19 protein-coding genes are annotated in these 25,526 nt (G+C 41.1%); 8 read left to right on the plus strand and 11 right to left on the minus strand.

The window, feature by feature from the left end; all coding sequences use genetic code 11:
* Positions 1-159 precede the first annotated feature (159 nt).
* A complete protein-coding gene (locus tag ACXAFE_RS18655; protein WP_475157779.1) occupies positions 160-1,767 on the plus strand; it encodes an isocitrate lyase in 1,608 nt (535 codons plus the stop codon).
* A gap of 919 nt (positions 1,768-2,686) precedes the next feature.
* Here the strand turns inward: ACXAFE_RS18655 and ACXAFE_RS18660 are convergent.
* The 5 genes from ACXAFE_RS18660 to ACXAFE_RS18680 all read right to left on the minus strand — a co-directional run bounded on the left by ACXAFE_RS18660 (position 2,687) and on the right by ACXAFE_RS18680 (position 7,762).
* Positions 2,687-3,331, minus strand: a complete 645-nt coding sequence (locus ACXAFE_RS18660) for a hypothetical protein (RefSeq protein ID WP_475156254.1) — start codon at positions 3,329-3,331, stop codon at positions 2,687-2,689.
* 117 nt (positions 3,332-3,448) lie between these two features.
* Positions 3,449-5,128, minus strand: a complete 1,680-nt coding sequence (locus ACXAFE_RS18665; protein ID WP_475156256.1) for a substrate-binding domain-containing protein — start codon at positions 5,126-5,128, stop codon at positions 3,449-3,451.
* 149 nt (positions 5,129-5,277) lie between these two features.
* Positions 5,278-5,616, minus strand: coding sequence for a DUF3718 domain-containing protein (locus tag ACXAFE_RS18670; protein ID WP_475156260.1), 339 nt, complete (start codon positions 5,614-5,616; stop codon positions 5,278-5,280).
* 215 nt (positions 5,617-5,831) lie between these two features.
* Entirely contained in the window at positions 5,832-6,533 is a 702-nt protein-coding gene (gene deoD / locus ACXAFE_RS18675) for a purine-nucleoside phosphorylase (RefSeq protein WP_475156262.1), read from the minus strand.
* 17 nt (positions 6,534-6,550) lie between these two features.
* Positions 6,551-7,762 (minus strand): phosphopentomutase, encoded by a 1,212-nt coding sequence (locus ACXAFE_RS18680; RefSeq protein WP_475157781.1) that lies wholly within the window; start codon positions 7,760-7,762, stop codon positions 6,551-6,553.
* A gap of 309 nt (positions 7,763-8,071) precedes the next feature.
* On the opposite strand from ACXAFE_RS18680, the gene udk reads away from it, so the two are divergent.
* Entirely contained in the window at positions 8,072-8,698 is a 627-nt protein-coding gene (gene udk / locus ACXAFE_RS18685) for a uridine kinase (RefSeq protein ID WP_040642196.1), read from the plus strand.
* Positions 8,699-8,719: 21 nt separating this feature from the next.
* On the plus strand, positions 8,720-9,949 hold the full coding sequence (locus ACXAFE_RS18690; protein ID WP_054977944.1) for a NupC/NupG family nucleoside CNT transporter: 1,230 nt from the start codon (positions 8,720-8,722) through the stop codon (positions 9,947-9,949).
* Between the two features lie 545 nt (positions 9,950-10,494).
* Here the strand turns inward: ACXAFE_RS18690 and ACXAFE_RS18695 are convergent.
* Positions 10,495-11,217, minus strand: coding sequence for a substrate-binding periplasmic protein (locus ACXAFE_RS18695; protein ID WP_475156266.1), 723 nt, complete (start codon positions 11,215-11,217; stop codon positions 10,495-10,497).
* Between the two features lie 64 nt (positions 11,218-11,281).
* Positions 11,282-12,763: an FG-GAP repeat domain-containing protein gene (locus tag ACXAFE_RS18700; RefSeq protein WP_475156268.1), complete on the minus strand. Its 1,482-nt coding sequence runs from the start codon at positions 12,761-12,763 to the stop codon at positions 11,282-11,284.
* A 99-nt stretch (positions 12,764-12,862) separates the two neighbouring features.
* Here ACXAFE_RS18700 and ACXAFE_RS18705 point away from each other — a divergent pair, with 99 nt between their 5' ends.
* The 4 genes from ACXAFE_RS18705 (at position 12,863) to ACXAFE_RS18720 (ending at position 20,012) form a co-directional block, all read left to right on the plus strand.
* On the plus strand, positions 12,863-15,076 hold the full coding sequence (locus ACXAFE_RS18705; RefSeq protein WP_475156271.1) for an exonuclease domain-containing protein: 2,214 nt from the start codon (positions 12,863-12,865) through the stop codon (positions 15,074-15,076).
* A 225-nt stretch (positions 15,077-15,301) separates the two neighbouring features.
* Entirely contained in the window at positions 15,302-16,702 is a 1,401-nt protein-coding gene (locus ACXAFE_RS18710; RefSeq protein ID WP_475156273.1) for a hypothetical protein, read from the plus strand.
* A complete protein-coding gene (locus tag ACXAFE_RS18715; protein WP_475156275.1) occupies positions 16,702-18,849 on the plus strand; it encodes a LodA/GoxA family CTQ-dependent oxidase in 2,148 nt (715 codons plus the stop codon). The genes ACXAFE_RS18710 and ACXAFE_RS18715 overlap by 1 nt, the downstream gene beginning before the upstream one ends.
* Positions 18,850-18,881: 32 nt before the next feature.
* On the plus strand, positions 18,882-20,012 hold the full coding sequence (locus ACXAFE_RS18720; protein ID WP_475156278.1) for an NAD(P)/FAD-dependent oxidoreductase: 1,131 nt from the start codon (positions 18,882-18,884) through the stop codon (positions 20,010-20,012).
* 22 nt (positions 20,013-20,034) lie between these two features.
* On the opposite strand, the gene ACXAFE_RS18725 is transcribed toward ACXAFE_RS18720, so the two are convergent.
* The gene (locus ACXAFE_RS18725) at positions 20,035-20,253 is read right to left on the minus strand and encodes a TIGR02450 family Trp-rich protein (protein ID WP_100914599.1); all 219 of its coding nucleotides are present in this window, start codon (positions 20,251-20,253) and stop codon (positions 20,035-20,037) included.
* Positions 20,254-20,301: 48 nt separating this feature from the next.
* Positions 20,302-21,210 (minus strand): histone deacetylase family protein, encoded by a 909-nt coding sequence (locus tag ACXAFE_RS18730; protein ID WP_475156281.1) that lies wholly within the window; start codon positions 21,208-21,210, stop codon positions 20,302-20,304.
* Positions 21,211-21,438: 228 nt separating this feature from the next.
* On the opposite strand from ACXAFE_RS18730, the gene ACXAFE_RS18735 reads away from it, so the two are divergent.
* Positions 21,439-22,725 carry a diguanylate cyclase domain-containing protein gene (locus ACXAFE_RS18735; protein WP_475156283.1) on the plus strand — a complete coding sequence of 429 codons (1,287 nt, stop codon included), beginning with the start codon at positions 21,439-21,441 and terminating at the stop codon, positions 22,723-22,725.
* 4 nt (positions 22,726-22,729) lie between these two features.
* On the opposite strand, the gene ACXAFE_RS18740 is transcribed toward ACXAFE_RS18735, so the two are convergent.
* Positions 22,730-23,383 carry a peroxiredoxin-like family protein gene (locus ACXAFE_RS18740; RefSeq protein WP_475156286.1) on the minus strand — a complete coding sequence of 218 codons (654 nt, stop codon included), beginning with the start codon at positions 23,381-23,383 and terminating at the stop codon, positions 22,730-22,732.
* Positions 23,384-23,515: 132 nt separating this feature from the next.
* Positions 23,516-25,525, minus strand: coding sequence for a urocanate hydratase (locus ACXAFE_RS18745; protein WP_475156290.1), 2,010 nt, complete (start codon positions 25,523-25,525; stop codon positions 23,516-23,518).
* Position 25,526: the final 1 nt, after the last annotated feature.

Genomic DNA, 25,526 nt, shown 5'->3' on the forward strand with positions numbered 1-25,526 from the left:
GTATTCATTAAAAAAATACTCATGATAAGAACTATAAATTTTATAAATCATACTGTTTCAGCCTAACTTAAATGTAAAGGCGCTACCCGTTCAATGTTATTGCTTAAAAAGGTAATAACACCAGCGCCATCTAATCAACAAGATGAAGGACTTAACACGATGGCTAAACAATTAACTTACCAACAAGAAATCGACCGCATTGCAACGTTAAAAGAAGTAGGCGAGAAGAAATGGCAAAACATTAACCCTGAGTCAGCAGCACGTATGCGTTTGCAAAACCGCTTCCAAAACGGCTTAGAAATTGCGCGTTATACTGCTGATATTATGCGTAAAGATATGGAAGCGTACGACCAAGACCCATCTCAATATACGCAATCACTTGGCTGTTGGCATGGTTTTATCGGTCAGCAAAAAATGATTTCAATTAAAAAGCATTTCCAAAATAATACTGACCGTCGTTACCTTTACCTTTCAGGTTGGATGGTGGCAGCACTACGCTCTGAATTTGGCCCGCTTCCAGACCAATCAATGCATGAAAAAACATCGGTTGCTGCATTAATCGAAGAACTTTACACTTTCCTACGTCAGGCTGACGCCCGCGAACTAGGCGGTTATTTCCGTGAACTTGATGCAGCGCGTAAAGCAGGAAACAGCGCAGAAGAAAAGACAATCTTAGCTAAAATTAACGACCATAAAACACACGTAGTACCAATTATTGCAGACATCGATGCCGGTTTTGGTAACGAGGAAGCAACTTACCTACTTGCTAAGAAAATGATTGAAGCAGGTGCTTGCTGTATCCAGATTGAAAACCAAGTATCAGATGAAAAACAATGTGGTCACCAAGATGGCAAAGTGACTGTGCCACACGAAGATTTCTTATCAAAAATCAATGCTGTTCGTTATGCATTCCTTGAGCTTGGTGTAGATAACGGCGTTATCGTAGCGCGTACCGATTCACTTGGTGCCGGTCTAACTAAACAAATCGCAGTAAGCAACGAACCTGGTGATTTAGGCGACCAATACAACGCGTTCTTAGACGTAGAAGAAATTGAATCTACTGATATCAAAAACGGTGATGTTATTTTAAACCGCAACGGTAAGCTTGTTCGCCCTAAGCGTTTACCAAGTAACTTGTTCCAATTCCGTTCTGGTACGGGTGAAGAGCGTTGTGTGCTTGACTGTATTACTTCATTACAAAATGGTGCTGACTTACTTTGGATTGAAACAGAAAAGCCACATGTAGGCCAAATTGGCGCGATGGTAAATGAAATTCGTAAAGTTGTGCCAAACGCAAAACTTGTTTACAACAACTCTCCATCATTTAACTGGACTCTGAACTTCCGTCAGCAAGTTTTCGATATCATGGTTGAAGAAGGTAAAGATGTATCTCAATACAACCGTGAGCAGCTAATGAGCGTGGAATACGATAACACGGAACTTGCAGCACTAGCTGATGAAAAAATCCGTACTTTCCAAGCTGATGCAGCCCGTGAAGCAGGCATTTTCCACCACTTAATTACACTGCCTACTTACCACACTGCAGCGTTATCTACCGATAACCTAGCAAAAGAGTACTTTGGTGAGCAAGGTATGCTTGGTTATGTTAAGAACGTACAACGTCAAGAAATTCGCCAAGGCATTGCGTGCGTTAAGCACCAAAACATGGCAGGTTCTGACATGGGTGACGACCACAAAGAGTACTTCTCTGGAGATGCAGCCTTAAAAGCTGCAGGTGAAGACAACACCATGAACCAGTTCTCTTAATACTGTTTAGCCAGTAAATCAGCTAGGCACTTGCCTAGCTTTTTTACCATTATTATACCAATTCGGTTAAGTATTTGAGCAGGTTTAGCACCGGATAAATAAAATGCTACCAAGGCGCAGCTTTATTATAGTGCGATGCTACTTCGATAAGCCCCAGCGCATGTAACATGCTAGTTAGCCGGTTAGACCGATTAGTTATTTAAGCGAATTGATATTATGTATCCCTAACTGTGATCCAAAGGCCTGACGGCCTTTTTTTGTTTTAATAAATAGTAAGTTTGAGATAGAGATCATATTTTTACTAAGTATCAAGATTGCCACTAAGAAAACAGATCGAGATTTTACTAGCGATTTAAAATCACGCCTATTTGTAAAATCTAAGTTAACAACTGATTACTTTTAACCCTAACCCCACCTTAAAGTATCACTAACACCCAGTTTTCACAGCCAAAACCAAGCAATAGAGATCAAAATTTTACTAACTGTTGATTTTAGAGATCATATTTTTACTAAGTTGTAGCAAATTTGGGATCATTATTTTACTAGCTGATGAGTAAATCAATGATCAAATACCTTAATAGATCAGTTTTTTACTAACTAAATTCAATAAAACGGCATTTTTGTGTTTTTAGAGATCATATTTTTACTAACTAAACGCTATTTTTAGTTAAAAATCGGCTCTGAGATCAAAATTTTACTAACTAAAACGGCCTTGCTTAATATTTTTTTGGCTTAGCTTAGTAAAAATATGATCTCTGTATTCAAATCTAAGAAATAAATATGGTAAATATGCCCGAGTACGTTTAAAAATAAGGGAGAACGCAAGTAAGTTAGTAAAATTTTGGTTTGTAACGGTCTGGTACAGTATTTATAGAAACATGAAGGGGGTTAGTTTATCAATCAAGTACAACTAGGTTATTTAACCTAGCTGCACAATCTTTTGTTTTGCATCTGCGATGATAGTTGCGTTATCAGTTACTGAGGCTTTATTAAGATTAGCTTTAACACGCGCTATTTTTAACTCATCGGCACACTGCAGCGGCTTATTAGAGAGCTTAGCTAAGCGCTCCTTAACTTCATCAACTTTATGATCGCGTTTATTTTGGGAAAGTGCTGCGATTTTATCTTTTACCGCTTTTGCTTTATCACTTTCGCCCATTAATACATCAAGCACACCCTCGCGCTGCATTTTTTCAACTAACGCTTGTGGTGGTAAATGTAACATCGGCATCAAGCTTTGCAGAAACGCTCTCAGCTCAACTTGCTCAGATAATGAGAAGTCTGAAAACGTTTTTAGTAGCTTGTGTTTATCAAGAAACAATTCGGTCAAATGCGAACTTAGCACTGTGCTATTAATTGTGGTTAAATCCACTTTTTTGGATGCTGAAGGCTTATCAGGTAGGTCAATTCCCAATACTTGCATCTCGGCTAATAGCTCAGCTGATGGCAGTGATAACGCCTCAAGTGCGTAATCAATATTGTGTTTAACTTTAAGCGCTTCCATCGGTGCAAACGCCAGAAAAACTTGCGATAAACTCGCTTTATCCATTAATAAATTGTACACAATAAGCCCTCCCTAATCAGATAAGGCACTGAGTTTAGTCAACAAACATGACAAATATATGACTAGGTTAACTAAACTCAGTATTAAGTGTGATTTATGAGGCTACTTTAAATTGTATTAAAGCACCCAAACTTCAACGCGGCGATTACGTTCACGACCAACTTCGTTATCGTTATTTGCAAGTGGCATATCTTCACCAAAGCCTTCTACCGCATAAACATTAATACCGCGAGCATTAAGCTCTTGTTCAACACTTTTAGCACGACTTAGCGACAACATAGTATTTTTATCGCGTGCTCCAATGCTATCTGAGAAACCCATAAGTACGAGCTTGCGATTCGGGTTTTCTTCAACAAACGACACTAGGCGCTGTAAATCTCGCTTACCCTTGTTATCAAGGTCGCGCGTTGCATAATTAAAGCGGAAGTTCAGCGATAAACGCTTCGCAAGCTTTGCATACTGATTATATTTGTCCGGAGCCAGTTCGCTCGCTACAACGTCTTCAACACGAATAGACTGTGAAATTAATCCCAGTTCCTGTACGATTTCTTGGCCGCGATCTGAAATTGCAAAATTAGCAAAGTCTTTTATTTGCGTAGCACTATTGGTTGGCGTGTATAGGTATAGTCGACGTGCCAGCGGGTAATCTTCCGTCGCAATAGTAAAACGCGTTGGGTAAATTGCTTTAGTGTCACTGCTATCTGCAATTGCCAATGCTTTACTGTATCGAATGTAATTTAAGCCGATAAAGCCAATTGCATAATCATCGCGTGACACATGCTCAGACAGTTCAGAGCTTGATTCGAATCGCTCTGCTTGCTTCGTTAATTTGCGACCATATTTCTTTAATACTAACGATTTGAACGTATCAAATGTGCCAGAGTTATCATCACGAGCAAATACTTTTATCGGGGCTTGGTCACCACCGATCTCGGCCCAATTATCAATTTCGCCAGAGAAAATACGCGATAATGTTTCAGTTGTTATGGTCTTTAACGGATTATTCTGGTTAACAATAATTGCCAAACCATCCAACGCAATAATGTGCTCATTGCCAAGCTTAGATAAATCACCTGACTGACCTTTTAACGCTTCAACTTCACTGGTTTTGATTTTGCGCGAAGACATACCAATTTGCGCCATATTCGCGTTTAACGCTTTAAACGCGGTTGACGAGCCATGCGCGGCCAAGCCGATTTCCAGTTTTTCACCATCCATTTCAAACTGCATGGTGCGCTCAGTTGCAATGCGTCCTTTTTGCCAATCAATATCTTTAGCACCTTGCTCTTCAAAATAGGCTTTTAATAATGCTGGTGCGAGTTTTTCGCCTATGGTATTCGAGCCATGAATTGCAAATAGGGATTGGTACACCGCCTCTGGCTCTTTTTCCACCGGGGTAGGCTTGCTCATTTGTGCTGATTTTTGTGAAATCACTTTATTCGGTACTGCCGCTACCTGGCTCGATTGTGCTGTAGTGTCGCCAGATAAGCCAAACCAAGCGCCTACCGCACAAAGCGCTAACACGGCAACTGATGCAGCAATTATTACGCCCGTGTTTCGCTGTTTTGGCTGAGAAATCGGCTCAGCCTGTGAAGCGTGCGCTTGATGACTAGTTAATGCATTAAACTGCTCAATAAGACGACTTAGCTCTGCGTTTTCTAGACTCAAAAGCTCAGTGAACACTAACGCGCGATACTCTTCTTCTGAGATTAACTTTTCTTTTGCTAAATCGATATCAAACTCTCGTTTGGCAGTTGAGATTATTTGCTCGACTAACTGTTGTTTTTCCTGTTCCATTGCCATACCTCATTTTTTTCCGGGTATGTTATGAACTTTATATGGCAGTTATATGACAGTACTTTAGATTTATTGTGAAAAGTGCTTGTAAAGGGGGTTGACAAAACAGCCTGCGTGATTGCAGGCTGAATAATTTAAATACTTATATTTCAATCATCTAGCCATACCCAAATTTTATCTGAGTTATTATAGGCAACATCATGAATTGACACCGAACCGGTTCTTAACAGCTTAGCGGTTTTATCGGCATTGTGCGTCATAGCAAAATCATACACACTTTCACCATTACACATAAGCTTTTCACTAATTAACGGAAGGGTTAAGTGATTTCTTTTTAAATTGGTTTTTAACTTGAGTACCTTGTTACTTTTTACATCTCTGCATGCCTGTACTAATAAGCTCTCAATAGTCGATTTGTCAAACGCGATTGCCGCGCTAGGTAACACCAATAGCGATGCCGCTATTGCAGTAGTTGCTAATGCTTTCATACTCCATTCCTCACTCTCTCAGAACGCCTTTTAAAATTAGCAGAACCTAGTAATTTCGCCTGTTACAGAGGTAATCACAGTGTTAACCCGAGGATCTAACTGTAATGAAATATGTATTTGATATGCTTTCAGCAAGTTGCAGATGAAAAAAAACCAGCAGAATTATCTACTGGTTTTTGACTTCACAACTGTTTAGGAGTTTTTTAATAAAACCGTTAAATTGACTCGAGAGCAATTTTAACCATTTCATTAAAACTATTTTGTCTTTCTTCACTTGGGGTAGCTTCACCTGTGATCACATGGTCACTTACCGTGAAAAGCGCCATTGCATTTGCGCCATATTCTGCGGCAACGCCATAAAGACCGGCAGTTTCCATATCAACTGCTAATACGCCAAGTTTATCTAGCTTTTGATAAAGATCTGTAGACGCTTGATAGAAAGTATCTGTCGTAAATACATTACCTACTTTAGCAGCGATACCTAAACGCTTCGCAGCTTCCACACCGTTTACCAACAGGTCGAAGTTAGCAATGGCAGCAAAATCATAGCCTTGTACACGTGCACGGTTAACATTTGAATCTGTAGATGCGCCTTGAGCAAAGATTACGTCACGAATTTTGATATCGCTACCAATACCACCACAGGTACCAATTCGAATTAAGTTTTTAACACCGTAGCTCACAATCAATTCGCGCGCATAAATGCTCATTGATGGAATACCCATGCCAGATGCCATAATGCTCACAGGCTTACCATTATAAGTACCGGTATAGCCAAGAATATTTCTTACAGATGTAACTTCACGAGCGTCTTCTAAAAATGTTTCTGCAATATGCTTCGCGCGAAGCGGGTCGCCTGGCATTAATACCGTTTCGGCAAAATCATTTAATTGTGCGTTAATGTGTGGAGTACTCATAATCTTTCCTATCTAAGTTAACTGCCAAGCTGAGATTTAAAACTGATACCGTATTCAAGTGGCGCAAGTGAAAACCATTGGGCTAATGTTTGGCCTATGTCTGCAAACGTTTCGCGCTCACCTAAATTAACTGGCATCATGCCAGGTGTATACGCTAAAACCGGCACATATTCACGAGTGTGGTCGGTGCCCTGCCATGTTGGGTCGCAACCATGATCTGCAGTAATCATTAGCACATCATCTTTGCCAAGTAAGGCTAAAAATTCAGGTAAATAATCATCCAATTGCTTTAGTGCTTTGGCATAGCCAATTGCATCACGGCGATGGCCAAACTTTTCATCAAAGTCCACTAAGTTTACAAAGGTTAAGCTATGGTCTTTCGCCTGCTTAAATACCTCAGTAGTTTTAGCCATTAAGTTTTCAAGCCCTGGCGCTTTATGCTTTTCGGTAATGCCTTGGTGTGCGTATATATCAGAGATTTTACCTATGCTGATTACTGCACCATTATCTTCAGCTAGTTTATCGAGTAATGTTGGTGCCGGTGGCAATACCGAATAATCACGGCGGTTGCCGGTACGCGCAAAGTTATCTGCTGCGTCACCTAAAAATGGACGTGCAATCACACGGCCAATATTGTATTCATCTAATAATTCACGCGCTATTTCGCAAATTTCATATAAACGCTCTAAACCGAAGGTGTCTTCGTGGCAGGCAATCTGAAATACGCTATCGGTAGAGGTATAGCAAATAGGCTTACCTGTTTGCATATGCTCTTCACCTAACGCTTCTAAAATAACCGTACCTGACGAGTGGCAATTGCCTAAAATACCCGGTAGATTAGCGCGTTTTATAAATTCGGCGATAAACGCATCTGGGAAGCTATTTTGCTTATCGTGAAAGTAACCCCAATCAAATAACACGGGTACTCCGGCCATTTCCCAATGACCTGATGGTGTATCTTTGCCCGATGAGATTTCTTTTGCATAGCCATACGCTGCAATCGGGGCATTACGCTCAGCCACTTGGCAGTTGGTATTGCTTGCTTGTTCGCACGCATCAATTAACCCAAGCTTTGATAAATTAGGCAACGCGAGCTTTTGGCCGGTTTCGCCATGGTAAGCAGCGAGTAAATGTGCCAAAGTGTTTGCACCTTTATCACCAAAGCGTTCAGCATCAGGTGCAGCACCTATGCCTAAACTGTCTGCCATTAAAATTAGCGCTCTTGCCATAGTTACCTCAATTAAAAATAGCTTGGTATACCAAATGCCGTTGTGTGCCACCAATATTAATTGGCATGCCTGCATTTATTTTAGCCATTGGTTCACATTTCGCCTAGCTAATCACGCTTAGCGTTATAAATACTCTAGGCTGTGCGCCTAGGGTTACACAGGACTTTTGTCCTGTTTTTAACCAGTTAAAGGGGCTAAATTTACCGCTGTATTCAGGAAAGAACCGGTAGGCGTCACGAACTAAAGATAATTGTGCGCTTTTTTGCTAAGGTAAGTCACTGTTGTAATGATTTTTAAGGTAACGTTTTTGTGACACGCACAATTATCGCGATTGCAGGTGCATCAGCTTCTGGTAAGTCGTTGTTTAGTCAAACTATTTACAATGAGCTTTTGAACGAATTAGCACCTGGTGCTATCGCTATTATTGAAGAAGACGCGTATTACCGTGATCAGTCTCATTTGCCGTTCGAACATAGAACGCAAACAAACTACGATCACCCAGACGCTTTTGAGCATGAACTTTTGCTTGAGCACTTAAATCAGCTCAAGGAAGGTAAACCGGTCGATATTCCTGTATACGATTACGCAAAGCACACGCGCAGCGACCAAACTCGTCGAATTCAGCCAGCTAAGATTCTGATTGTGGAAGGTATTTTACTTTTATCAGATCCTAAATTGTGTGATGAGTTTAATATTAAGGTGTTTATTGATACTCCGTTAGATATTTGCTTGATGCGTCGTATGCAACGTGATTTAGAAGAGCGTGGTAGAAGCTTGCAATCAGTAATTGAGCAATACCAGGCCACGGTAAGACCAATGTTTTACCAATTTATCGACCCGTCGAAGCACAATGCAGATGTTGTTGTGACCCGCGGGGGGCGAAATCGAGTTGCCATTGATATACTAAAAAGCAAAATAAAACAATTACTTCAATAGAAGGTAACTTGGGAAATATATATGACCTCATTAATGAGTTTAGTTGGCATCGCGAGCTTATTAGCGCTCGCATTTTTATGCTCAACTAACCGTAAAAAAATAAATTTACGTACCGTAGGCGGTGCGTTTGCACTGCAAGTGCTGATCGGCGCTTTTGTTTTGTACGTACCTGCAGGGCGTGAAGTATTAAACGGTATTTCAGTAGGCGTTGCCAACGTTATTAGTTATGCGAATGATGGTATTCGGTTTCTATTTGGTGGCCTAGCAGGTGATGAAATTGACGGCATCGGTTTTGTATTTGCAATCAAAGTACTACCCGTAATTGTCTTTTTCTCTGCACTTGTAGCGGTTTTATACCATTTACGAGTGATGGATTTAGTAATTAAAACGTTAGGTGGTGGCTTACAAAAGTTATTAGGCACCTCTAAACCAGAGTCACTCTCTGCAACCGCCAATATTTTCGTTGGCCAAACAGAAGCGCCACTGGTAGTAAAACCTTTTATTGCTACGATGACACGCTCTGAACTATTTGCCGTTATGGTAGGTGGTTTAGCGACGGTAGCTGGCTCTATTTTAGCGGGCTACGTAAGCTTAGGTGTTGAATTAAAATACTTAATTGCAGCCAGTTTTATGGCGGCACCGGGTGGTTTCTTAATGGCAAAAATGATGGTGCCAGAGACAGAAACACCAAAACAAGATCTAAACGATTTAGATCACGGTGAAGAAAAGCCAGTAAACGTGATTGATGCAGCTGCAGGCGGCGCATTAAACGGCATGCAGTTGGCAATGAATGTAGGCGCAATGCTATTAGCATTTGTGGCACTAATTGCCCTAAGTAATGGCTTTGTTGGCTGGATTGGTGGTTGGTTTGATAATCCTGACCTAACAATTCAACAAATTTTAGGTTACGCCTTTGCACCAATTGCATGGTTGTTAGGTATACCTTGGAGTGAAGCACAGCTTGCTGGTAGCTTCATTGGGCAAAAACTTGTAGTAAATGAGTTTGTTGCTTACTTAGACTTTATGAACTATCAAGCAGAGCTGAGCGAGCACACGAAAGCAGTTGTTACTTTCGCACTGTGTGGCTTTGCAAACTTGAGTTCAATTGCAATTTTACTCGGCGGTATTGGTGGTATGGCACCGAGTCGTCGTAAAGATATTGCGCAATTAGGTTTACGTGCGGTTTTAGCCGGTTCAATGGCAAACCTAATGAGTGCAGCGATTGCAGGCTTTTTCCTGTCAATTGCATAACGGTTACTCGGCTAGAAGTAACTTAACTTAGCAACGTAGTTATTCGTTTTTATTGCAGGCACGATAGAAATGAGTGTGTTGATAAATGTGCTAAATCAACAACTACAGCATGTGGGATGTAGGCTAGGTTAATACCTAAGGGTATAAAGTTACTTGTATAGCCGCTTTATTTAGCAAATAGGCAAAACCTGTTTGCTACCCAAATCCAAGTACTTGATTAACACTCCGGTACTGGAGCCCTGCAAAGGGTTGCCTAATTGTCTTAAGGGGTTAAGACTGGCAAAAAATTTGAACGATACTAGAGAAAACCAAAGGGCCCTTTATGGGCCCTTTTTATTTGTCTCAATTATCTAATCACAACCAAAAGCTGTTTAAACCTTACACTAATTCTGTTAAGTATGAGATCAGAGATAGCGCTGGATAAATGACATAATAACAAGGCGGGATTTTTTTACCTAGTTGTTCTACATTGATAAATTCTAACGCAGTTAGCATGATATTTAGTCCGCTAGGATGACCAGCTACTTAAGTGAATTGGTATTAAACTATTCAGGCTTAATATATTTAGCGAATACCCGCTTAAATTCGCCGTTATCACGCAGTTTATGCGCCGCATCAATTAAACGCTGACGTTTTTCTGCATTGAGCTTAGGTGAAAACGAGCAATGTAAGTCATATGAGTTCACTTCTAACACATTAAAACGCCTTAGTCGGGTTAAGTAATTCGCTTCGCTATAGGATGCAACAAAACCATCTAGTTCGCCTTTAGTAAAGCGCGTGAAGCTGTCTTTAGATGAGGTGCTATTAAAACGTTTAAGATTACCCGCCTCAAAATACTCGGTAAGATTAGGATACTTATAGCCAAGCACAGTGCCTAATTTAAACTGCTTGTGTAAACTTAGCGCTTGCAGCGAGGCGATAGCCTGATCACTAACAATAATGTCAGCATCAGAATAAAGCACCTCACTCCATATAATAGAAGGCGCGTTATACCAAATAGGGTTAGCATGACATTGTGCATCGATTTTGCCATCAATAAGGTATTGCTCAATACGCTTACGCGGCAAAGGAAGCTGCTTTGCCATAAATCCCGCTTCTTGCGAAATCGCATTACTTACATCAATCACAATGCCCGATACGCTTGTACCCTTTCCATTATTGATCACGTGTGGCGCTGAATATTGCTGGTTATAGCCAAAGCGAATAGCCCCTGCTTGAGCTGAAAAGGAAAGTGTTATTAGGCTCGCTGTAAGTAATTTTTTTAACACGATAGTGCCCTTGGAAAAATAATTAGCAAGTGTAGTCTAGAATTGGCTGACTGAATACAAAAACTTAGCTCGTTGCAAACAGTATCTTTATGGTTTTACGCATATTTTTATCATCTAACCGACCGTAGCTCATTACCAAATCGTCTTTGCCATCTAAGTTCAAGTCGCTTGTTACAACACGGCGACCTTGCATTGGCAAAGTGGTTTTATACTTGCTCGCGCGACGCGAAAAACTATGTTTATTATTAGCTAAATACACATTAAATGCTTTTTGCTCATCCGATAGCACCCAGTCTTTTTTACCATCACCATTTACATCAGCAAACAGCACTACAGGTGAGCCACTGCGCCCTTTCGACAAGCTAAAGCTTAGTTCAACCTCTCGTGTAATTTTATTTTTAGGGTTAAATTCGCCTTTTTCATTTTGATAAAAAAGATGCACATCTTGAGATACAGACCCCGATAACAACGCACCGATAATTTGTGATACGCCGATATCAAAACCCGACACCAAAGCCTCTAATTGTTTGTCGTTATCGATATCAAGCAACTGCAAATCCGTTAACGTGCCTTCATCTTGAATAAGCGAATTCGTTTGATTTTGAAAGGCAAACTTTCCTTGCTCAATCGCCCCTAAATAAATTTCATAATCATTTTGCCTATCAAGCGCCCCGCTACTTTTTGTATAACGCACCACTAAATCAAAAATACCATCGTGGTTAACGTCAACAACACGCTCTAGCTTGCGATACACTAAGTTACTTTGGTCAAGTGAATCACCATCCGCATCTTTGGTATGCCACCAGTCATCCACCATAATATCATCGCGTAATTTTATCGCCTGACCAGGATTGCTACCGACGCTCGGCAGTAAATTCAATAAGCCATTTTCAAAGCCTATGAGCTCTGAAATGTTGTCTTCATTTGTATCAAAAATGGCAAAACGAGGCGGTTCAATTTCAGCACTGTGCCCTTCTATTTCTAATCGTGCAGGCAAATCAACTTTGGCCATTTGATAGCCAGTCTCATCAGAAATATGCACATAACTGTGATTAAGATCTGTCGTGAAAAAGTCCGCTTTTTGGTCGTCATTAATGTTGTAAACAAACTCCATTTTACTTAGGTGTTGAGCACCACTTTTTTTCAAGTAGGTTTGAGTGTCAACAACTGGTACAACTAACTCAGGCCCTTCAAGCGCTAACTGATAAATGCCATTAGATGAAAATAAATAAACCTGCTGCGTGGCATCTTGCCACTTAGTAAAATCAACGCCAAGCATAGTATCAGGCACTTTCACACGTTTTATGCGGTTATATAGCTGAGCCTCTGATGCGGCAAAAATATCAATATATTGCTGTCCGCTGTGTGTGCCGATAAGCATTAATTCTTTGCCAGGATTAGGCAATAAATCTATTGGGTAGACAGGGTGTGACAAGGTTAGGTCGGTTTCTATTGCCACTTCATTAAATAAATCTTTTTTGCTATTTGCCAAGCTAGATGTACTGGCAAATCCCAGAGTAACGACTAATGCAGTTATTATTTTCATGTTACTTCCTCTCTGTATGTCATCATAAACTATCAAATACTGGTGCTATCAGTAAAAGCAAATTAGTTAGAAAATGTTAATACGTGCAAAATGATTGATATGTCGAACGTAGCAACGCAAAATATTAGCTATGCCAATGTTTGTCGCAGCGATGCAATGAAAGAACTGCCAGAAAAATATTATTTAACGCACTTTATCGAATTTGCCGAATTTATAAAATCCACGTCTTCGCACTTGTTAGGTGATGACGAGACAGCGTTTTTTAACGAGTTTGAAACACTACCAGAAGATGCCCAATGTATTTTGGTACGGATTGTAAACCGCAAATCCCCTTTTGTGCGAAAAGACACCCTAGTCTACAGTGAAGTGGCTGACTCTGGCGCGGCAATTAATCTTTTAAGAAAAGTTGGTTTTGTATCTCGCATAAATAAACACTGTTTTCACGACTTTATAGGTCAGCTTAATAAGCAAGACTTAATCGACTTAAGCATGTCATTAACGATTGATAAGCCAGCAAAAAGCGCAAATAAAAATAAATGGCTTAATTTTGTGAGCAACGCGCTATCTAGCGCCTTAAGTTACGACCAAGTTAAAAAAAGCCCCGTGCTAACAAGCCATATTTACTTTGCCAAGCAGGACACGTTTCACTATTTATTGTTCTTATATTTCGGCCATTTATCTGGTCGCCTCAATCAATTTTCAATGCGCGATTTAGGTGTAATGCAAACCCAAAACGTGCAACAGCAACAGGCTAACTTCAGCGATAAAGATGAAGCCAAAAGTGCGTTTTATTACGCAAACCTGTTTAAAGCGATAAAAGAAGCCAATAAGAGCGACATCCCATTATTGCATACGCTTGCAAAGCAACTTCTCGCATCCGACAAACCAATCGGCTTTTTAGCTACGCAAAAGTACCACCACAGTTTATATAAGCTGGCAATTGTTTTAATCGAACAAGCGCCAACCCTCGGTGAAACATTGCTTAGCCAATCACAGCACCCTGCAGCACAAGAAAAATACATTCGCTTACTCTACAAAAGCGATAGAAAAGCACAGTGTGAGGCTTTGCTGCTGGCTATTTTGGACGACCCCGACAGTGAAACCTTGCTGCTATTTGCCGAGGATTTTTATGCGCAAAAGTTTAACCAGAAGCGCACTAGTGTATTAACTGATATACTGAGAAAATCAGGCGAGCCAATTAGTATTGACGAAGCGTACTTAGGGCAGGTCGAAACAGGTGTAAAGGACCGTTACATCAAACAGCATCGCCTCTGCTACTTTACCGAAAATAAGCTTTGGCGCGCGTTATTTGCATTAACTTTTTGGCATGAGCTATTTCAGCACCCAGCATCACAGCGTGCCAATGAATTTTCGTATTACCCAAAAGTCCTTAAGCAAGATAATTTTTACGAATTGTTGCACACAGAAATTGAACGCAAACTGTCAGAGCTTATCAGCAAGCAGCAATTTTGTGATTATGTTAGTGCCACTATTGATCAATATTCAGGTGAACCGAATGGCCTGTTCTACTGGCATGACGAACTAAAAGATGTGTTAACCACCTTTATTAAACATGCGCCATTTGAGTCAATAAAGCATCATTTATTGGCAATGAGTAAAACCTTTAAAGCGCTTTGCGATGGCTACCCTGATTTAATGTATATTGAACAAGGTGAAGTGTTTTTTGAGGAAATAAAAGCGCCGGGCGATAGCCTAAGGCGTAATCAACTGGTCAGTATCAAACAATTAATAAACGCAGGTTTTAACGTATCAATTCAGCGCACTGAATGGCGTTTTAATCGTGAGCAAAATTACGTTGTAGTGGATATTGAAACCACTGGCGGAAAGAAAGATACCCACCGCATCACTGAAATTGGTATGGTAAGAGTTGAACAAGGAAAAATTACCGATAGCTGGCAAACACTAGTAAACCCAGAGCGTCATATCCCAAAAATGATTACCGAGCTTACAGGGATCAGCAATGAAATGGTTAAAGACGCCCCAAAATTTGAACAAATTGCCGAAAAGTTAGATACATTTAGCCGTAATGCTATCTTTGTCGCGCACAATGTTAATTTTGACTATGGCTTTATTCGACAAGAGTTTGCCCGACTCAATAAAAAATACACGCGCGCTAAAATTTGTACTGTGCAGCAAGCACGCAAATATCTGCCCGGTTTTAAATCTTACTCATTAGGTAAACTCTGCTGCGATCTTAATATTGAGCTTAAAAACCACCACCGAGCGCTCGATGACGCTAAAGCTGCAGCCGAAATTTTATTGCGCATAAATCAAGTAAGAGCAGACCAATAGACCTAACTGTAAATGGGGTTTACATCAATGTATGCCTCATTAATTTCACATAAACCATCACAAAAAATACTTCTTATACTTTCCATTGCCCTACCCGCTACTTCGCCTCAGTGCCTGTAATAAAGTGTGATAACGAAACGCGTATTTTGCGACTTAACTAGGTTAATCGATGTAGCTCAATTTGTGAGCGTTAAGGATTTATCGTTACCGCGCCTAGGAGGCAAAATGAAACACGCAAGTAAATGCATGCTCAGTCGCATCGCACCCGCAGTTATATTGTTCGCCATTTGTTTTACGCATAGCAGTTCCGCCCAAGCATCAAACACATGTGAAATAGAGCCGAGTTGGTTTAAAAACGGCAAAGTCATTAGGCCTGACGACAGTGCTTTTCCAGCAAACCCAAACAATTGTGATTTCCACCAATGGTCATGGCAAATGTTTTTATGGTTAATGGATGACGACAATGGCCAACCTCGCTTTCTCGGATTTGATTCGCCACAGTCTTTAATCGGATTAGAGCAACGAGGCCTTTCGCCACGCACCCGCAAACAACCGCATGCAGGCGCATCATTTGACGAATATTTACAAGCGGGTACCGATGGCATCTTGATAGACCAAGACCACCGAGCCATCTATTACTCGCAGTACATAAATCAAACCTTTGCCGACTTTATGCAAGGTAAAAGTGGTGGACCCGATTTAACAATCCCAGCAAATGTGCTCACAATGGACCCGCGCACTGCGTTTCCAATTATCGGCAGCAAAGGCACATTAGAGCTAAAAGCATCGTGGAAAATCGTTAGTAAAGATGACGATACCAGTAAGCTATTTACCATTGAGAAAGACATCGCGAAGTTTGAAAACTCGCCATCTGGTATCAAAATCAATCCTGCAAAAGTCGAAAAGCAAACGCTTGCCCTAGTTGGCTTTCATATTGGTGGCGTCGTTGCCAATCACCCAGAAATGATTTGGGCTACCTTTGAATTTGATAACAATGCACCGGATGTGCCCGACGGCATGACACTCGACCAAATTGTCGCAGGTCAAGATTACCTGTTTTACAAAAAAGGCACGCAACTTGGGAATTGTAATAAAAACGCGGCGGTTAGCGGCTTAGCACTCGAGCAATCAACGCAGCAATTTACGCCCATTACCCAAGTGTGTCGTCGCTATGCTTACGGCAATGCAGCGGGCCAAAAACAATCGAATACCGATAATATAAAATCACTGAATGCGAGCGTTAAAAAGCATTTACCAAATAACTTAAGTATTTGGCAAAACTACTTTGAAGTTGGCGCAATTTGGATCAACAACGAAGAAGCTACTGGTAAATCGGATGTATCGCCACTCAAACCTGGGCTCGACTTTGCCACTGATGAATATCTCACCGGTTCTTTAAAACTCTCTAACAGCACCATTGAAACTTACACGCAATCAGCAACCGCAATGAACAATTGTTTTCGTTGTCACAACACAGAGCAAGCGTTTGCAAGTAAAGACGGATTAAAACCGCTGCCGGCAACAAACCTAAACATTAGCCACGCATTTCAAAATATCTTTTTCTGGTCTCAAGAAAAAGAACAACGTGCCGCAATTGCCTACTTACAATCTCAAGGAGAGAAATAATGAGTTATTTCAGAGTTCACCCCAGTATCAACTTTGCACGTGTTGGCAATAGTGAAGAGTATTACATCGCTCCTGAAACCGCAGCAGGTACAATTGTTGATAATAGCACCGGCTTATTTGGCGGTTTACCAATTAAACCCGGTACTGAAAACACACCAATAGACGAACACGACTTTCGTGATAGTCATGGCAATGTAAAACGCCAAGCAGCGCGCTTTCGCATTTTTGCTTATGACGACGAACAAACAACTTATCCATCAAATGACGGTGGTCGTGAAATCAATATTGGCGATAATATCGGCGGTAAAATTATTAAAGATATTATTTGGCAAGTTCATACCGCTAATAAAAAGAACAACAACTTTACAATCACATCCATGGATAACGGTAAGCCTCAAGAAGAAGGTATTATTGCCTATCAAGATGAAAACACGCCTCCGGTACGAAACCCGAAGTTTGGCGATGACCTTAATACAGTCATGCGCCGCCAACAATTAGTTGTCGATCCGGGCCCTCGCGCCCTTTCGGTTACAAGTGATTCAAACACCTGCTTAAACTTTGATAAAAAAACACCAGATAGCTTTATTGAAGAAGGAAAAATAGCAACCGCAGCGCCCTGCTATCCAAAAAGCTTTCCCGATGATTTTTTCTATATGTTTAATCCACTCGGTGAGATTTCGTCGCTTGGCGAAATGCGTATTGAAGAAAATACAGCAAGACTTATTGTCACTGGTGGCTTTGGTAAAGCCAGTGGCATCCTCGGTAATAAAAGTGATAAAGACAAAAAGTGTTGCATTCCAAAACTAAACGGTGCGATTGATAACGATGATTGGTTTGACGATACATCTGATGGCCCAGTAACCGCCACTATTGTTTTTGATGATGGCTCGTTTGAAGAGGCTGTGCACGGCTGGTTTGTATGTACAGATCCAAGTTACGCCCCACAAACCCGCAATGTAGTATCGACCTGGGATGACGTTTACGATACATGGATACAACATTTAGTTCTAGCGCCAAATATATTTGACAATGGCTTTAATCATGACCATTTAGCCTCGTTCGATGGTGATGTTCAGCCAGTATTTCACGGTGCTTTCTTGCAACAATGGAATACCGCATTACCTGAAAAAGGCATTCAGGGTCATAAGCGCATGAAAGAAATAAAACCAAGCGACACCCCCAGTGAAAAAATCCCGTCATTTACCAGTTTGCTAAGAAAGCCATCAGCCCCAGGTACGAAAGACGAGCCAGACAATGAAGATGGTACGCGTAAAAAAATGCCACTGGCGCTTGGCGATGCAATGAAGAGCTTTTTATCAGTTACTGAGACCCAGTATTTTTTATTGATGCAATGGTACAACAATAAGTTTAATGCAACTGCACCGAGCTTAGGCGAGGGGGAACAACTCGATAAAGTCGTGTTAGAAAATTGTTTAGGTGGGCGTTATTCACCGGGCATTGATTTAACCTTTATTGTGCGTGATACCCATTTATATAAAACCGATTGGCACGGTAAAACAGGACCATTTCGCATTAATATGGCAACGCTGGATTACAGCAAAGCAACTCAAAATGAGCCTTTTTTGCAGGTCGGGTATATTCCTCTGCGAGACAGTAAAGTAGAGCCAGGCGATTTAAGTAAATTTATGTCGCAACCTTGGCATACTGACTACAACAGTTGTGCAACACACACGCCTGACCCAAATCCAACGATGCCAAACCCCAACGGGGAAGGCGAAGCAATCGCTGATAACACTTTGTATTGGTCTTGGCCCGCGCAGCGTCCAGTGACTGTCTACCCTAAATTCTTGTTTAAGTACGATGCAAATACCGGGCAGGGTAAAGGCGTATCACTTTATAGTGTGCGCGGCGATGAGGGCCATGGAACAAAAACACTCTACCCACAGCAGCAAGGTCGCTTTCAATGCTACTTCGACTTTGTTGAAAACTGGCACAAAGTTGGATTTGTTATTCAAGGCCTACAAATCAATGACGACACCACTAACCAAAATTACGGACCCGATTACTTTCTTGAAGTTGCCAGCCAATTCGAAAGTAAAGGCGATGGTGTTGAAGTATGGCCACAAGCATCAGAGCCTGGTTATAAAGCACCAAATAGCTGTGGTCCAACCCAATGTGATAAGTAAACTTTATGGGTGACATGCCAAATGGACATATTATGGCTCAGCCAATAATACAAATAGGCATAATCGGTGGCGGACCCGCGGGTTCAGCCACCGCACTTGCCCTTGAAAAAGAACTCACCTTAAGTAACAATCGCGTAGAAATAATACTTATTTGCGCGCCACAATCTACTGCACCAAGTATCGGCGAAACAATCCCTCCCGCTGCGAGTTTCTATCTAAGAGAACTCGATGCTGAGCACATTCTAAGTAGCAATAAACACTTAGTTTGCCCCGGTAGTAAATCTAGGTGGGCAGATGAAGTAACCGGTTATAACGACTTTTTTATTTCACCAGTCGGAAAGGGCTTTCATCTTGATCGCAAACATTTTGACGGTGATCTTATTGCACTATGCAAAACTAGGGGCATAACAGTTATTGAAAACACCAAAGTATCTACAATAAATTCATCAAAACAAGGTTACGTTTTACACTGTGATAATCACACCACCAGCATAGCATGCGATTTTTTAATTGATGCAACCGGGCAGCACCAAGTTGCAACAAAGAGCCTAAATATTAGCAATAACGTGTTTGATAACGTGATTTCAGCCTGCGCCTTTTTTGAACTTGAACACACATCAGCTAGTACCACACACACTCTTGTTGCTAGCGACCCAAATGGATGGTGGTATGGTGCTATATTGCCAAACAACAGAGCTATTATCAGCTTATGTACTGACGCAACGGAGTTAAAAACACAAAAGCTAACTTGCTATGAGAATTGGTTAAATTGTTTAAAAGCCAATAACTGGTTTTTTCAGCAATGCACAACGTTTTTGCAAGATAAAACAAAAACTCCTGTAAAGCTTTACGCTAAAGCGGCACCATCTGCCATTTTATCGAACGTGATTGGGCATAATTGGCTTGCTGTTGGGGACGCAGCATCAAGTTACGATTCGATTTCGTCGGCAGGAATTACGAAATCGCTAAAGCACGCAGGTGTCGCGGCAAAAGCGGTAAAAAAGTGGCTTAAAGCACCACAAAAAGATTCTTTGGAAGACTATCAATCGCTTGTATTTAATGACTTTAATGCATTTATTTCATTGCATCAGCAACATTATCAACAAGGCGCAAATAAATACCCCAACGCCAAATTTTGGCAACGACGCTTACTTGCTAACTAACCTGAGTTGGCAACAGCTAAATTTATTGCCAACCCATTTTCCATACTTTTGAGTTTTTCAGGCTGCGCCAGTTTATGCTTTGCTCGCGCTTGGTTAAAACCGCTTCAATAATACATTCAACCACATTATTTTCTTCATCAAATTCCACACTGGTTACCATAAAATGCTTTTCTTTATTTTGCGGTGACACAGCCGTCCATTTACTGTGTAAGAGTTTATTAGGGGAAAGGGTATGTTGCATAAAATCTCTAAACCAAAATTTAAACTATCGACTTAATTGTGGTCATTTTTAGAATAGGGCAGCTTGCTCAACGACTAATGCGTGACGCTCTGCTAATCGCTGATGATCTTTATCGTAACCACCACCAATTACAGTGGCTACTGGGACGCCTTTTCGCTGGCAAATATCAAGCACTGTATAGTCACGCGCTGCAATCCCCTGCCAGCTAATATCAAGCTTACCAAGGGTGTCTTGTTGCCAAATATCAACACCGGCATCGTAAAGAACCAGCGAGGGATTTAGCTGCTCAATTAAGTCATTTAAAGTAGTTGATACGATATTTAAATAATCAGGATCAGTTAACCCTATTTCTAAGCCAATATCTAAATCGCTGTGTTGCTTTCGAAAAGGAAAGTTCTTTTCGCAATGGATTGAACAGGTATACACATAAGGGTTATGGGCAAACATCGCCGCAGTGCCATCACCTTGGTGCACATCACAATCAAAAATGAGTACGTTTCGCGCTTTACCTTCATTAATTAACCGTGTTGCTGCGTAGGCCAAATCATTCACCATACAATAGCCTGAACCAAAGTCATAATGCGCATGATGCGTGCCCCCAGCTAAATGACATGCAATGCCATTTTCGAGCGCAAGTTCAGCCGCCAAATACGTGCCTAACGGGGCGGTAAAGGTGCGTGCCATTAATGGTTCTGACCATGGCAAACCTATGCGTCGCATCGCCTTGTTATCAAGTTGATTATGAAAAAGGTCGTGTACATAACTTTCACAATGCACTAACTCCATCGGTTCAAAATCCCCCACCGGTGGCTGATATAAGTTGCGCTGATTGATATACCCTTTGCTATCTAAATGTTGATAAAGACGTGCAAATTTACTCATTACAAAACGGTGTTTTTCATCAAAACTAAATGAATAATTAGGATGGTAAACAAGAGGTAAGTTAGGATTGTTCATTGTGTCTTTCGTAAATTGTTATGATTGATAGTGTAACGGAAACAAGGCACTTCGTCTTTGCCAAAACACCATTATTCATACCTGTTCATCAGAATAATTGCGCAGCAAATTGGGGGAATTACATGCGACTATTGATTAAAAAAACGCATTAATTGCCACTATAATCTACTGGTAACTACCACCAAATTAAGTAATATTATCCAAACAACTAAATGCTAGAGTATTTTTGTGTATCAAGATGTCGCTGTCGATCACTTACCTGTAATTACATCACCACAAGATTTGGCTGGGTTTAATTTTTCACCTGACATTATTTGGGTTTTTGACTTAGACCGTCATGGCTTTTGGTGGGGCAATAATAATGCGCTTGATTTTTGGGGGCTAAGCGATGTACAACAACTCATCGATAAAGACTTATCCGCAGATACCGAAGGCGCACGCAAGCGCACCGAACAAACCTTTGTAAAAGCCGCGCAAGAGGGCTTAACTCATGACCCTTGGACCACTTACCCTAATGGCGAGCCAAAAGTGATGTTAATGCGTCATATAGCTGTGTTACTGGGCCCAGAAAAGCACCGCGGCATTATTGCCTTTATTAGCGAACAAATGGATGCCACCAGCCAACCAGAAAACCTGCTTTTTGCAGAAGCGATGCGTTACACCACTGTTGCAGTGAGTTGTTACGATCTGCAAGGTAAGCGGTTGTTCGAAAACCCCGCTTTTACTGAATGGTATTCGACAATAAAACAAGACAATATAAGTGACTTTGAACTGCGTTTTGCCAATCCGATTGAAGGTAAACAACGCTTAATTGACTCTCAGCAACACAAAGCGGGTTGCCAAGAGCACATAATGCTTACCAAGCTTGGTGAAAGACGACATAACGTTGATATTCGCATTAGTCGCCATCCCTTAAGTGGTGATTACGTGTTTCTTGTCACTGAATATGACATTACCGAACTGCACGACACCATTAAAGAGCTAAAACACACTAGAAACGAGCTAAAAAAAATCGCACATTACGATCCACTCACTAAATTACCTTCGGTATGGCTCACTAAAGAGCGCTTAGCAAGCGCGCTAAAACAAGCAAAGCGCAATGAAACACTGTTGGCTGTAATGTTTATCGATTTAGATGGTTTTAAGCAGGTAAATGATAGCTATGGTCACAGTAGTGGTGATGAATTACTCAAGCAAGTAGCAGTGAGGCTTAAAAACACTTTCAGAGAATCAGACACAGTAGGTCGCTTAGGTGGCGATGAATTTTTAATTTGCCTACCGAATCTTGCAAACAAACAAGATGCGGTTAGGCTCGCTGAAAAAGCCATCACCGAAATCGCGAAAGACTATCAAATTAAAGATGCAGGCGGGCAGAGTGACAAAGTAAATATAAGTGCTAGCTTAGGTATTGCATATTACCCTGATAGCTACGATACATTAGAGGGACTTATTCGCTCTGCCGATGAAAAAATGTACCACGCAAAGCGCTCTGGTAAAAACCGCTTTTCATATTAAATATTTAGCTTTGAATAAGTCGATTGTAAATAGCAAGCACATCATCGGGCTCAGCACGTGAAGAGTAATCTTCTTCAATAAAACGAAACTGAATAACCCCTTTTTTATCAATAACAAAGGTAGCTGGTACCGGAAGATTAAAAGTTTGCGTGCAATGTCGTTCAGTTAAGTTGATGTCCCATTTTAACAATTGCGCTTTCATTGCATCATCCGTTTTCCAGACTAACCCTAACTGCTCTGCAAAACAAAGCCCAGAATCAAATAAAAGTGGAAAATTTTGGCTGTTATCAGACAGCATGGATTTTGCGAACTCGGGCTTTTCTGGTGTTATTGCAATTATATTTAAGCTGCTTTTACTTTTTTCAAAATACTGCTGCCACATTTGTGTTTCTAACACACAATAAGGGCACCATCCGCCGCGCACAAACGTCACTATTAAGGGTTTTTCTTTGATTAATATCCGGCTATTAAACAAACGACCATTTAAATCGGCTAGTTCAAATGGTGGAAATGTTTGGCCTACTTTCAGCACCGACTTTAATGCTGAGTGTTCTTGAAACAAGGATATGCTGCGATTTATGGTTTCTAATATTTCGACTGGCGTTCTTGTTTTAAAATCACTTTTATATGACTCGAGCTTTTTTGATAATGAAGACATATGGATTGTTTATAAAACTACGATTATTGTTTTGTATAGATAACAACCCCGTAAAAAGCAATTGGTAGTACATACAAAAAAGCGAGGCAAATGCCTCGCTTTTGATTTCTATTTTATTTACACAAACATTCGTTAAAACGCTAGTTTATTTAAAATATCGTCTTCGACATTTTGTGAAAGCGTTACTTTAAGCTTAGGAGTGCGCTCCATTTCACGTTTAATAGCAAAGTTAGCTTCTTCGTTACGTGCCCAGCTGCGACGGGCAATACCATTGTTTACATCAAATAGTAGCATAGACTTAAGGCGACGCTCAGCATCGTCACTACCGTCAAGTAGCATACCGAAACCACCATTCATTACTTCACCCCAACCTACACCACCACCATTGTGGATAGACACCCACGTTGCACCGCGGAAACCATCACCAATTACGTTGTGAATTGCCATATCTGCAGTAAAACGGCTACCGTCGTAAATGTTTGACGTTTCACGGAATGGTGAATCGGTACCAGATACATCGTGGTGGTCACGACCAAGTACCACTGGGCCAATTTCACCGCGAGCAATGGCATCGTTAAAGGCATTTGCAATCTTAATACGACCTTCAGAATCAGCGTAAAGAATACGTGCTTGTGAACCAACCACGAGCTTGTTTTCTTTCGCATCTTTGATCCACGTGATGTTATCTTGCATCTGCTGCTGAATTTCCTCTGGCGAGTGCGCCATGATCTCTTCAAGCACTTTTGCCGCAATTGCATCGGTTTTATCTAAATCTTCAGGGTTACCAGAGGTACACACCCAGCGGAACGGGCCAAAACCATAGTCAAAGCACATAGGCCCTAGAATATCTTGCACGTAAGACGGGTATTTAAAGTCGATACCGTTTTCAGCCATTACATCACCACCCGCGCGTGATGCTTCAAGTAAAAATGCATTACCATAGTCAAAGAAGTAAGTACCTTTTGCAGTATGCTTATTCACAGCGTCTGCATGGCGTTTAAGCGTTGCTTGTACTTTTTCCTTGAATAGGTCTGGTTCTTCACGAATTAAACGGTTTGATTCTTCATAGCTAATATCAACCGGATAGTAACCGCCTGACCAAGGGTTGTGTAGTGACGTTTGATCAGAACCCAAGTGAATGAAAATGTCTTCAGCTAAGAAGCTTTCCCATACGTCAACAACGTTACCAATAAACGCAATCGACACTACTTCTTCGTTTTCTTGTGCTTTACGCACACGGGCGACTAGATCTGGCATATTATCAACTAATTCATCTACCCAACCTTGCTGATGACGCTTAATCGCCGCTTTCGGGTTCACCTCTGCACATACAGTAATACAGTTAGCAATGTTACCTGCTTTTGGTTGTGCCCCACTCATACCACCAAGACCGGCTGTTAAGAAAATTTTACCTTTAGGGCTTTCACCTTTGTTAAGTACTTTACGAAACGCATTCATCACCGTAATGGTTGTACCGTGAACAATACCTTGTGGGCCAATGTACATAAATGAACCCGCAGTCATTTGGCCATATTGCGTTACACCTAATGCATTGAATTTTTCCCAGTCATCCGGCTTTGAATAATTTGGGATCATCATACCGTTGGTTACAACCACACGCGGTGCATCTTTAGATGATGGGAATAACCCCATCGGATGACCTGAGTACATGTGTAGCGTTTGGTCTTCTTCCATTTCGCTTAGGTACTTCATCGCAAGTAAGTACTGCGCCCAGTTTTGGAATACCGCACCGTTACCACCGTAAGTAATCAGCTCTTCTGGGTGCTGTGCTACCGCTGGATCAAGGTTATTGTCGATCATTAACATGATCGCCGCAGCTTGCTCGCATTTAGCAGGATAATCAGAGATTGAACGTGCTTTTAGCTCATAGTTCGGCTTAAAGCGGTACATATAAATACGACCAAAATCTTTTAGCTCTCGTGCAAATTCTTCAGCAAGTTCTGCGTGCCACTCTTTCGGGAAATAACGAAGCGCATTGCGCACTGCAAGCTGTTTTTCTTCTATTGATAAAATATCTTTACGCTTTGGCGCGCGGTTAGCGCCTGCAGGATAGGGCTTAACAGCAGGAAGTTCGCTTGGGATACCCTGTTTTATGCTTTGTTGAAATTCTTGTAAGTTCATG

It is taken from the genome of Pseudoalteromonas sp. ABV4_021, from assembly GCF_056159365.1.

Bases quoted from the DNA above. Each gene is read 5' to 3' on its own strand.
- ACXAFE_RS18655 (WP_475157779.1), top strand. From the start codon at position 160: ATGGCTAAACAATTAACTTACCAACAAGAAATCGACCGCATTGCAACG.
- ACXAFE_RS18665 (WP_475156256.1), bottom strand. From the start codon at position 5,128: ATGGAACAGGAAAAACAACAGTTAGTCGAGCAAATAATCTCAACTGCC.
- ACXAFE_RS18670 (WP_475156260.1), bottom strand. From the start codon at position 5,616: ATGAAAGCATTAGCAACTACTGCAATAGCGGCATCGCTATTGGTGTTA.
- deoD (WP_475156262.1), bottom strand. From the start codon at position 6,533: ATGAGTACTCCACACATTAACGCACAATTAAATGATTTTGCCGAAACG.
- ACXAFE_RS18680 (WP_475157781.1), bottom strand. From the start codon at position 7,762: ATGGCAAGAGCGCTAATTTTAATGGCAGACAGTTTAGGCATAGGTGCT.
- ACXAFE_RS18690 (WP_054977944.1), top strand. From the start codon at position 8,720: ATGACCTCATTAATGAGTTTAGTTGGCATCGCGAGCTTATTAGCGCTC.
- ACXAFE_RS18700 (WP_475156268.1), bottom strand. From the start codon at position 12,763: ATGAAAATAATAACTGCATTAGTCGTTACTCTGGGATTTGCCAGTACA.
- ACXAFE_RS18705 (WP_475156271.1), top strand. From the start codon at position 12,863: ATGTCGAACGTAGCAACGCAAAATATTAGCTATGCCAATGTTTGTCGC.
- ACXAFE_RS18710 (WP_475156273.1), top strand. From the start codon at position 15,302: ATGAAACACGCAAGTAAATGCATGCTCAGTCGCATCGCACCCGCAGTT.
- ACXAFE_RS18715 (WP_475156275.1), top strand. From the start codon at position 16,702: ATGAGTTATTTCAGAGTTCACCCCAGTATCAACTTTGCACGTGTTGGC.
- ACXAFE_RS18720 (WP_475156278.1), top strand. From the start codon at position 18,882: ATGGCTCAGCCAATAATACAAATAGGCATAATCGGTGGCGGACCCGCG.
- ACXAFE_RS18725 (WP_100914599.1), bottom strand. From the start codon at position 20,253: ATGCAACATACCCTTTCCCCTAATAAACTCTTACACAGTAAATGGACG.
- ACXAFE_RS18730 (WP_475156281.1), bottom strand. From the start codon at position 21,210: ATGAACAATCCTAACTTACCTCTTGTTTACCATCCTAATTATTCATTT.
- ACXAFE_RS18740 (WP_475156286.1), bottom strand. From the start codon at position 23,383: ATGTCTTCATTATCAAAAAAGCTCGAGTCATATAAAAGTGATTTTAAA.
- ACXAFE_RS18745 (WP_475156290.1), bottom strand. From the start codon at position 25,525: ATGAACTTACAAGAATTTCAACAAAGCATAAAACAGGGTATCCCAAGC.